The following is a 9,408-nucleotide window of genomic DNA, read 5'->3' as shown; positions in this document are numbered from 1 at the left end:
CTTGCGATCTCTCGTAAGCGGGAGGCGAATTCTACAGCGTTACACGCTGCTGTCAACACCTCTTTTTCAACTTCCTTCTGGCTTCGATGAACTGAAGCAACTTGCTGTCGAGAACTGCGTAACTTATTGTTTACCAAGAAGTTTTCCGTTTCGACTGCGCCGGAAGTGGGGCGAATTATAGGCGTCCAGAATCTGCCGTCAACCTTCTTTTTCACATTTCTGTCATATAAGTCAAAAAAGCCCAATAACGCAAAGGCCGGCCCCAAGGGTCCGGCCTTCTGCCTACTGAGCCTTACAGACTAGGAAAGGCGAATTGCGACGCTTCATGGCTGGCCCGTTGCGGCCAACGCTGGGTGATCGCCTTGCGACGGGTATAGAAACGCACCCCGTCCGGCCCATAGGCATGCAGGTCGCCAAACAGCGAACGTTTCCAGCCACCAAAGCTGTGATACGCAACCGGCACCGGCAGCGGCACGTTAACACCCACCATGCCGACTTCAATCTCATCACAGAACAGACGCGCAGCTTCGCCATCGCGGGTGAAGATACAAGTACCGTTGCCGTATTCGTGATCGTTGATCAGTTGCATCGCCGCTTCCAGGCTATCCACCCGCACTACGCACAGCACCGGCCCAAAGATCTCTTCTTTATAGATACGCATCTCAGGGGTGACGCGGTCAAACAAGCTGCCACCGAGGAAAAAACCTTGCTCATGCCCGGCAACACTCAAGCCACGGCCATCAACGACCAGCTCAGCCCCCGCCGACACACCGTCTTCTATATAGCCACTGACTTTATCTCGCGCCTGCCCCGTCACCAACGGGCCCATATCCAGCCCGCAAGAAGTGCCCGCACCAATCTTCAACGCCTTGACCTGTGGCACCAGCTTGGCAATCAATGCATCCGCCACCTGATCGCCCACGCACACAGCCACCGAGATCGCCATGCAACGCTCACCGCAGGAACCATACGCCGCGCCCATCAGGGCACTCACAGCGTTATCCAGGTCTGCATCCGGCATCAGCACCGCGTGGTTTTTCGCCCCGCCCAGCGCCTGCACACGCTTGCCACGTTTGGTCGCTTCGGAATAGATGTACTCGGCAATCGGCGTCGAGCCTACAAAGCTCAAGGCTTTGACTTCAGGCGCTTCGATCAATGCGTCCACCGCGCCCTTGTCGCCATGCACCACGCTGAGCACGCCTTTGGGCAGCCCGGCTTCCTGCAACAGCTGCGCGATCAACAGCGTCGAACTCGGGTCGCGCTCTGAAGGTTTAAGGATGAAACAGTTACCGCAGACAATCGCCAGCGGGTACATCCACAACGGCACCATCGCCGGGAAGTTGAACGGAGTAATACCTGCCACCACGCCCAATGGCTGGAAGTCCGACCACGCATCAATGTTCGGCCCTACGTTGCGGCTGTATTCACCCTTGAGAATCTCCGGCGCCGAGCACGCGTACTCCACGTTCTCGATCCCACGCTTGAGTTCACCCGCGGCGTCTTCCAGGGTTTTGCCATGTTCTTCGCTGATCAACTGCGAGATCCGTGCTTCGTTCTGCTCCAGCAGTTGCTTGAAACGGAACATCACCTGGGCACGCTTGGCCGGCGGCGTATTGCGCCAAGCCGGAAATGCCGCCTTGGCTGAGTCAATCGCCTGTTGAATAGTTTCACGGCTGGCCAAAGGCACCTGGTGAATCACCTGGCCGGTAGACGGGTTGTAGACGTCGGCACTACGACCGCTGTCGTTGACCAGCTCGCCGTTAATCAAATGCTGGATAAGGCTCATGCAGGGTTCCTGAAAAGTTGTTCTATATAGATGGAGAAATCAGTCGATCTTGTTCAGCACTTCGCCGACCGCGTCAAACAGACGGTCCAGGTCCTGCGGCTTGCTGTTGAAGGTTGGCCCGAACTGCAGGGTGTCGCCGCCAAAACGCACATAGAAACCAGCTTTCCACAACGCCATGCCGGCCTCGAATGGACGCACGATGGCATCTCCATCACGCGGGGCAATCTGAATCGCACCGGCCAGGCCGTAGTTGCGAATGTCGATCACATTCTTGCTGCCCTTCAAACCGTGCAGCGCATTCTCAAAGTGCGGTGCGACTTCGGCTACGCTCTGCACCAGGTTTTCTTTCTGCAACAGGTCCAATGCCGCCAAGCCCGCCGCGCAAGCCACCGGGTGCGCCGAGTAGGTGTAGCCGTGGGGGAATTCCACTGCGTATTCCGGCGTCGCCTGGTTCATGAACGTCTGGTAGATCTCGCTGCTGGCAATCACCGCGCCCATCGGGATCGCACCGTTGGTGACTTGCTTGGCAATACACATCAGATCCGGCGTCACACCAAAGCTGTCAGCACCAAACATCGAGCCCGTACGACCAAAGCCGGTGATCACCTCGTCGAATACCAGCAAGATATTGTGCTGATCGCAGATCTCACGCAGACGCTTGAGGTAACCCTGTGGCGGCGGCAGTACGCCACCAGAGCCAGCCATTGGCTCGACAAACACTGCCGCGATGTTGGAAGCGTCATGCAACTCGATCAACTTGAGCAACTCATCGGCCAGCGCGATGCCGCCCAGCTCCGGCATGCCTCGGGAAAAAGCGTTGCTCGCCAGCAAGGTGTGAGGCAGATGGTCAGCGTCCATCATCGCCTGACCAAAGATCTTACGATTGCCGTTCACACCGCCCAGGCTGGTGCCGCCGATGTTCACGCCATGGTAACCACGGGCGCGACCGATCATTTTGGTCTTCGTGGCCTGGCCTTTCAGACGCCAGTAGGCCCGTACCATCTTCACCGCCGTATCGGCACATTCAGAGCCCGAATCGGTGAAGAACACATGATTCAGGTTGCCTGGGGTCAGGTCGGTAATCTTTTCCGCCAATTGGAAGGACAACGGATGCCCGTATTGGAACGCCGGGGAGTAGTCCAAGGTGCCCAATTGCTTGGCGACCGCTTCCTGGATTTCCTTGCGCGTATGCCCGGCGCCACAGGTCCAAAGGCCCGACAACGAATCATAGACCTTGCGCCCCTTGTCATCGGTCAACCAGCTACCTTCGGCGGCCACGATCAGGCGTGGATCGCGCTGGAAGTTGCGGTTGGCGGTGTAAGGCATCCAGTGTGCATCCAGCTTCAATTGGCTGGCCAGGGACGATGGGGCGTTTTCGGGCATGTTCATCAGCAAAACCTCGCAGGGCAAAAGGCAGCGTCGGGATTGAAAAAGCGTTGTTGCAGCTAAATTGCCACGGGGATAAAGTCGGTGAAATCCAACTCTTCTAACCTTCAGTCAGGACTTCACTAAACTATGAGCAGCCGTCGTCCCGACCCTTTGGCCCAAGTCAGTGACTTCGATATTCGCCTGCTGCGCATCTTTCGCAGCGTGGTGGAGTGCGGCGGCTTCTCGGCAGCGGAAACCGTTCTCGGCATCGGGCGCTCGGCCATAAGCCAGCAGATGAGCGACCTTGAGCAACGACTCGGGCTACGACTCTGCCAACGCGGCCGCGCCGGTTTTTCCCTGACGGAAGAAGGCCGCGAGGTCTATCAATCTGCCCTGCAACTGCTGAGTGCCTTGGAAAGTTTTCGCACCGAGGTCAACGGCCTGCACCAACATTTGCGCGGCGAGTTGATCATTGGCCTCACCGATAACCTTGTCACTCTGCCCCATATGCGCATCACCCACGCATTGGCGCAGTTGAAAGAACGCGGCCCGGACGTACAGATCCAGATCCGCATGATCGCCCCCAATGAAGTGGAGCAAGGCGTACTCGACGGTCGCCTGCACGTCGGTGTGGTGCCCCAGGCCAGCGCACTGTCGGGCCTGGAATACCAGCCGTTGTACAGCGAACGTTCCTTGCTCTATTGCGCGGTCGGCCACCCGCTGTTTTACGCCGACAACAAGCAACTCGACGACGAGCGCGTCGACAGCCAGGACGCCATCGCCCCCACCTTCCGCTTACCTGCGGAAATCCAAGCCCATTACCAGGCGCTCAACTGCACCGCCAGTGCCTCAGACCGGGAAGGCATGGCGTTCCTGATTCTCACCGGGCGTTATATCGGCTACTTGCCCGATCACTACGCCAGCCTGTGGGTACAACAAGGCCGACTGCGTGCGCTGAAACCGGCTACACGTTTTTACGATTTGAGCCTGGCATCGGTCACGCGCAAGGGCCGTCGCCCTCATTTGGTGCTGGAAAGCTTCCTCGAAAGCCTGGCCGCCACCCGCTGATTCGGGCCTCGCGCAAAAAGCTGAGCATATGGACAGCTTTTTGCAAGGACTCAAGGACCTTGAACCGTCCGCCTTGAGTTGACCCGCCATGCCCCCAGAATCCTCCAGCCCCAGCGACCTGATCTACGGCCTCAACGACCGGCCGAAACCACTGCCCGCTTTCCTCGCGGCCCTGCAACATGTATTGGCGGCGTTCGTCGGCATCATCACGCCGCCTCTGATTATTGGCTCCACCCTCGGCCTCACCGCCCACTTGCCCTACCTGATCAGTATGGCGTTGATGGTTTCCGGCGTAGGCACCTTCATCCAGGCACGCAGGCCGTTTGGTATCGGTGCCGGCATGATCTGCCTGCAAGGCACCAGCTTTGCGTTTCTCGGCGCGGTGTTGTCTGCAGGCTTTCTGGTGAAACAACGCGGCGGCAGCCCGGAAGACATTCTGGCGATGATTTTCGGCGTGTGCTTCTTCGGCGCGGCGGTACAGATTGTATTGAGCCGCTTTATCGGCCAGCTGCGCCGCGTGATCACACCGCTGGTGACCGGCATTGTGATTACGCTGATCGGCATCAGCCTGATCAAAGTGGGCATCACCGACCTCGGCGGCGGTTTCAATGCACCGGACTTCGGCGCCCCCGCCAACTTGGCGCTGGGCCTGTTCGTTGTACTGACGATCATCCTGCTCAACCGCTCGAACACGCCCTGGGTACGCCTGTCGGCCATCATCATCGGCCTGGCCCTGGGCAGCCTCGCGGCGTGGTTCAGCGGTAAACTGATTCCCCAGGCTTTGCCTGACCTGCCATTGGTCAGCCTGCCTACACCATTCCGCTTTGGTTTCAACTTCGACTGGAGCGCCTTCCTGCCGATTGCGCTGATTTATCTGATCAGCAGCATCGAAACCGTCGGCGACCTCACCGCCAATTGCATGATTGCCCGCCAGCCTATCAGCGGCCCTTCTTATATAAGCCGGCTCAAGGGCGGCGTCCTCGGCGATGGGGTGAGCTGCATGATCGCCGCCACTTTCAGCGCTTTCCCCAACACCACGTTTGCGCAGAACAATGGTGTGATCCAGCTCACCGGCGTGGCCAGCCGTTACGTCGGTTTATACATCGGCGTGTTGCTGTTCTGTCTGGGCCTGTTTCCGCTGATTGGCGCCGTGCTGCAGCAAATCCCCAAGCCGGTGCTGGGCGGCGCGACGCTGGTGATGTTCGGCAGTGTGGCCGCGGCCGGCGTGCGCATTCTCGCCCAGGCACCGCTGGATCGACGCAGCATGCTGATTATCGCCACCTCGTTCGGTGTTGGCCTGGGTATCGCCGCGCAACCTAACCTGCTGCACCTGATGCCGACACTGGTGCAGAACCTGTTCGACTCCGCCATCACCAGCGGCGGTATCACCGCCATCCTCCTGTGCCTGTTACTGCCGGAGGCCAAGGCAAGTACCACCGCCGCAAACCACACCCCGGAACGCGACAGCCTGGAACCGCTTTGACGGTTTTATTGCATCAGGACTTGTCTGAGGCTTGAGGGTGGGTTATCTGTGCACACGTCGTCTCTATCGATCAGCACGGAAACCTCCATGAGCCTCGAAGTTCCTGCCCACAGCAACCACGGCGGTAAACCCGCCAGCCGCATTCGGCAAAAGAATGAACAAGCGATTCTCCAGGCTGCTGAAGATGAATTCGCGCGCCATGGCTACAAAGGCACCAGCATGAACACCATCGCTGCCAGCGCCGGGCTGCCCAAGGCCAACTTGCATTACTACTTCACCAACAAGCTGGGCCTGTACATCGCAGTGCTGAGCAACATCCTCGAACTCTGGGACAGCACCTTCAACGCGCTGACCGCCGAGGATGACCCGGCCGTGGCGCTCGCTCGCTACATCCGCACCAAGATGGAATTCTCGCGCCGCCAACCCCAAGCCTCGCGGATCTTTGCCATGGAGATCATCAGCGGTGGCGAATGCCTCACGGAATATTTCGGCCAGGACTATCGAGCCTGGTTCAGTGGCCGTGCCGCAGTGTTCCAGGCGTGGATCGACGCCGGCAAAATGGACCCCGTCGACCCCGTGCATCTGATCTTCCTGCTGTGGGGCAGCACCCAGCACTACGCTGACTTCGCCACCCAGATCTGCCGCGTCACCGGTCGCACCAAGCTGACCAAGCAGGACATGGAAGATGCCGGCACCAACCTGATCCATATCATTCTCAAAGGCTGCGGCATCAAGCCAGCCCTATAAACGAAGCGATTTATGTCTTTTACGCTCACCGGCTTTTGCGAGTTTCGTGAAGAAATACGCAAAAGTCGCTTTATCACCTTGGCGGCGCCGATTACCAGCCCGCAGGACGCCCAGGCGTTTTTCGAGCAACACAGCGACCTCAACGCCACGCACAACTGCTGGGCCTGGAAGCTGGGCGATCAATACCGCAGCAGCGATGACGGCGAACCCGGAGGCACCGCCGGGCGCCCGATTCTTGCAGCCATCGAGGCCCAGGGCTTTGATCAGGTGGCCGTCTTGGTGATCCGCTGGTACGGCGGCATTCAACTGGGCACTGGTGGCTTGGCCCGCGCCTATGGCGGCGGGGCCAATAAATGCCTGCAAAATGCCGAGCGCATCGAGCTGATCAGCCGAGTGCCCCTGCGTTGCGCCTGTGGCTTCTCCGAACTGAACCTGGTGAAGCTGCGTGTCGCTGAACTCGGCGGACTTGTGGTGGAAGAAACCTTTACCGCCAACGGCGTAGAACTGCAGCTCGCCCTGGGGGAGGCGCACATCGACACCCTGCAAACCCAGCTCGCCGACCTCAGCCGTGGGCGCATCCTGCTCGAACGCTGAAACTGCTACTGTTATGCGCTGAACTCCCTGAACCGCGATTTCAAAGGAAGCCTTTCATGTCTACGCCAAAAACCGCACTGATCATCGGCGCCTCGCGCGGGCTGGGCCTTGGCCTGGTCAAGCAACTGCTCCAGGACGGCTGGGACGTGACCGCCACCGTGCGCGATCCGAACAAGGCCGATGCCCTGAAAGCCGTGGGGCCGGTGCAGATCGAGAAGTTGGATATGGACGATCAGCAAGCCGTGATCGCCCTAGCCCAACGCCTGAAAGACCGCACCTTCGACCTGCTGTTCGTCAACGCCGGCGTCAAGGGCCCGGCCAACCAGGAGCCCGGCCACGCGACCCTGGCGGAAGTCGGCCAGTTGTTCTTCACCAACGCCGTGGCGCCAATCAACCTGGCCCAGCGTTTTGTCGGACAGATCCGCAAAGACACCGGTGTGCTGGCCTTCATGAGTTCGGTACTGGGCAGCGTGACCATTCCCGACGGCTCGGACCTGGCGCTGTACAAGGCCAGCAAGGCCGCACTCAATTCGATGACCAATAGCTTTATCACGCAACTGGGCGAGCCCAAGCCGACGGTGCTGTCGCTGCATCCAGGCTGGGTGAAGACCGACATGGGCGGCGAAAACGCCCACATCGACGTCGAGACCAGCGTGCGCGGCCTGGTGGACCAGGTAAATGCCTACACCGGCAAAGGCGGCCATCACTTCGTCGACTACAAGGGCAACACCATCACCTGGTAACCACCCTCAACTGTAGGAGCGAGCTTACTCGCGAAGAACGCCCAGGCACTGCGTTAAACCAGACTGCCCGCGTCATCGTTGACGATTTTCGCGAGCAAGCTCGCTCCCACAGAGGTAAACTGCCCACCTCGCCCTCCCCGGCGACCCTGGATCAGCAGACAGGGCAACACTGAGCTGGCAAACCTGAACCCATCATTCAGAGGAGCCGGCCAATGCCTGCGACCCGTATCTGGTTAAAAAACCCCCTCGCGATTTTCACTGCCAATGGCCTCGATGCCCGTGGCGGCCTGGTGCTGCAAGACGGTGTCATCACCGAAGTGCTGGCCCAAGGGCAAGCGCCTGCGCAGCCTTGCGCCCAGGTGTTCGATGCCCGCGAGCATGTGGTGCTGCCTGGGCTGATCAATACCCACCACCACTTCTATCAAACCCTGACCCGTGCCTGGGGCCCGGTGGTCAACCAACCGCTGTTTCCCTGGCTGAAAACCCTGTACCCGGTATGGGCGCGACTCACCCCGGAAAAACTCGCCCTGGCCAGCAAAGTCGCCCTGGCCGAATTGCTGCTCTCGGGCTGCACCACGGCGGCCGACCACCACTACCTGTTCCCCGATGGTTTGGAAAACGCCATTGATGTGCAGGTAGGCAGCGTGCGTGAACTGGGGATGCGCGCCATGCTCACCCGCGGTTCCATGAGCCTGGGCGAAGCCGATGGCGGCCTGCCACCTCAGCAAACCGTGCAGCAAGGCCAGGTGATTCTCGAAGACAGCCAGCGCCTGATCCGCGAATATCACCAGCGCGGTGACGGTGCGCAGATCCAGATCGCCCTGGCGCCGTGCTCGCCGTTTTCCGTCACCCCCGAAATCATGCAAGCCAGCGCCGAGCTGGCCAATCAGTTGGACGTACGCCTGCACACCCACCTGGCGGAAACCCTCGATGAGGAAGATTTCTGCCTGCAACGCTTCGGGCTGCGTACCGTGGATTACCTCGACAGCGTCGGCTGGCTCGGCCCGCGCACCTGGCTGGCTCACGGCATTCACTTCAACCCGGACGAAATAGCGCGCCTGGGCGCAGCCGGCACCGGCATCTGCCATTGCCCAAGCTCGAATATGCGCCTGGCCTCCGGCATCTGCCCAACCCTGGACCTGCTTGCCGCCGGCGCCCCGATCGGCTTGGGCGTGGACGGCTCGGCCTCCAACGACGCTTCGAACATGATCCTTGAAGCCCGCCAGGCCCTGTACATCCAGCGCCTGCGCTACGGCGCGGAAAAGATCACCCCCGAAGGTGTATTGGGCTGGGCCACCAAGGGCTCGGCGCAGTTGCTGGGGCGCACGGATATTGGCGAGTTGGCAGTAGGCAAACAGGCGGACCTGGCACTGTTCAAGCTCGATGAGCTGCGCTTTTCCGGCAGCCATGACCCCATTTCCGCACTGCTGCTGTGCGGCGCGGACCGTGCAGACCGGGTGATGATCGCGGGTCAATGGCGGGTGATCGACGGCCAAGTCGAAGGCCTGGACCTCAAGGGCTTGATCGCCGATCACAGCCAGGCCGCGCGCCATTTGATCGCGGGCACCTAAGCCAGGCGCCAATCAAAATGTGGGAGCGGGCTTCTGTGGCGAGGGAGC

Annotated in this window: 9 protein-coding genes; 6 read left to right on the top strand and 3 right to left on the bottom strand. The window is 60.1% G+C overall.

All coding sequences use genetic code 11. The features are described 5' to 3' along the window. The 3 genes from AC07S6_RS14840 to aptA all read right to left on the bottom strand — a co-directional run. Positions 1 to 215, bottom strand: a 215-nt coding sequence (locus tag AC07S6_RS14840) for a hypothetical protein (RefSeq protein ID WP_495112545.1), incomplete at its 3' end; no start/stop codon positions are given. 77 nt (positions 216 to 292) lie between these two features. After that, the gene (locus AC07S6_RS14835; protein ID WP_014716778.1) at positions 293 to 1,786 is read right to left on the bottom strand and encodes a CoA-acylating methylmalonate-semialdehyde dehydrogenase; all 1,494 of its coding nucleotides are present in this window, start codon (positions 1,784 to 1,786) and stop codon (positions 293 to 295) included. Between the two features lie 39 nt (positions 1,787 to 1,825). Continuing rightward, positions 1,826 to 3,175 carry an omega-aminotransferase AptA gene (gene aptA, locus AC07S6_RS14830; RefSeq protein WP_490615492.1) on the bottom strand — a complete coding sequence of 450 codons (1,350 nt, stop codon included), beginning with the start codon at positions 3,173 to 3,175 and terminating at the stop codon, positions 1,826 to 1,828. 126 nt (positions 3,176 to 3,301) lie between these two features. On the opposite strand from aptA, the gene AC07S6_RS14825 reads away from it, so the two are divergent. The 6 genes from AC07S6_RS14825 (at position 3,302) to AC07S6_RS14800 (ending at position 9,360) form a co-directional block, all read left to right on the top strand. Continuing rightward, positions 3,302 to 4,222, top strand: a complete 921-nt coding sequence (locus AC07S6_RS14825; RefSeq protein ID WP_034125912.1) for a LysR family transcriptional regulator — start codon at positions 3,302 to 3,304, stop codon at positions 4,220 to 4,222. Positions 4,223 to 4,310: 88 nt separating this feature from the next. Beyond that, positions 4,311 to 5,705 (top strand): uracil-xanthine permease family protein, encoded by a 1,395-nt coding sequence (locus AC07S6_RS14820; RefSeq protein ID WP_197881098.1) that lies wholly within the window; start codon positions 4,311 to 4,313, stop codon positions 5,703 to 5,705. Positions 5,706 to 5,792: 87 nt separating this feature from the next. Next, the gene (locus AC07S6_RS14815; RefSeq protein ID WP_034125910.1) at positions 5,793 to 6,452 is read left to right on the top strand and encodes a TetR/AcrR family transcriptional regulator; all 660 of its coding nucleotides are present in this window, start codon (positions 5,793 to 5,795) and stop codon (positions 6,450 to 6,452) included. Between the two features lie 12 nt (positions 6,453 to 6,464). Then, positions 6,465 to 7,046 carry an IMPACT family protein gene (locus AC07S6_RS14810; protein ID WP_014716775.1) on the top strand — a complete coding sequence of 194 codons (582 nt, stop codon included), beginning with the start codon at positions 6,465 to 6,467 and terminating at the stop codon, positions 7,044 to 7,046. Positions 7,047 to 7,102: 56 nt separating this feature from the next. Beyond that, positions 7,103 to 7,789 carry an SDR family oxidoreductase gene (locus AC07S6_RS14805; protein ID WP_495112544.1) on the top strand — a complete coding sequence of 229 codons (687 nt, stop codon included), beginning with the start codon at positions 7,103 to 7,105 and terminating at the stop codon, positions 7,787 to 7,789. 212 nt (positions 7,790 to 8,001) lie between these two features. Next, complete coding sequence (locus AC07S6_RS14800) at positions 8,002 to 9,360, top strand: 8-oxoguanine deaminase (RefSeq protein WP_490615493.1); 1,359 nt, start codon at positions 8,002 to 8,004, stop codon at positions 9,358 to 9,360. Positions 9,361 to 9,408: the final 48 nt, after the last annotated feature.

Source organism: Pseudomonas sp. GW821-FHT07B01, assembly GCF_059419065.1.
Note: the sequence above shows the minus strand (reverse complement) of the source record. Positions and strands in the feature narration are given on the sequence as shown.

Excerpts from the sequence above, each read along its gene's own strand:
- AC07S6_RS14835 (WP_014716778.1), bottom strand. The coding sequence starts at position 1,786 with ATGAGCCTTATCCAGCATTTGATTAACGGCGAGCTGGTCAACGACAGC.
- aptA (WP_490615492.1), bottom strand. The coding sequence starts at position 3,175 with ATGAACATGCCCGAAAACGCCCCATCGTCCCTGGCCAGCCAATTGAAG.
- AC07S6_RS14825 (WP_034125912.1), top strand. The coding sequence starts at position 3,302 with ATGAGCAGCCGTCGTCCCGACCCTTTGGCCCAAGTCAGTGACTTCGAT.
- AC07S6_RS14820 (WP_197881098.1), top strand. The coding sequence starts at position 4,311 with ATGCCCCCAGAATCCTCCAGCCCCAGCGACCTGATCTACGGCCTCAAC.
- AC07S6_RS14815 (WP_034125910.1), top strand. The coding sequence starts at position 5,793 with ATGAGCCTCGAAGTTCCTGCCCACAGCAACCACGGCGGTAAACCCGCC.
- AC07S6_RS14810 (WP_014716775.1), top strand. The coding sequence starts at position 6,465 with ATGTCTTTTACGCTCACCGGCTTTTGCGAGTTTCGTGAAGAAATACGC.
- AC07S6_RS14805 (WP_495112544.1), top strand. The coding sequence starts at position 7,103 with ATGTCTACGCCAAAAACCGCACTGATCATCGGCGCCTCGCGCGGGCTG.
- AC07S6_RS14800 (WP_490615493.1), top strand. The coding sequence starts at position 8,002 with ATGCCTGCGACCCGTATCTGGTTAAAAAACCCCCTCGCGATTTTCACT.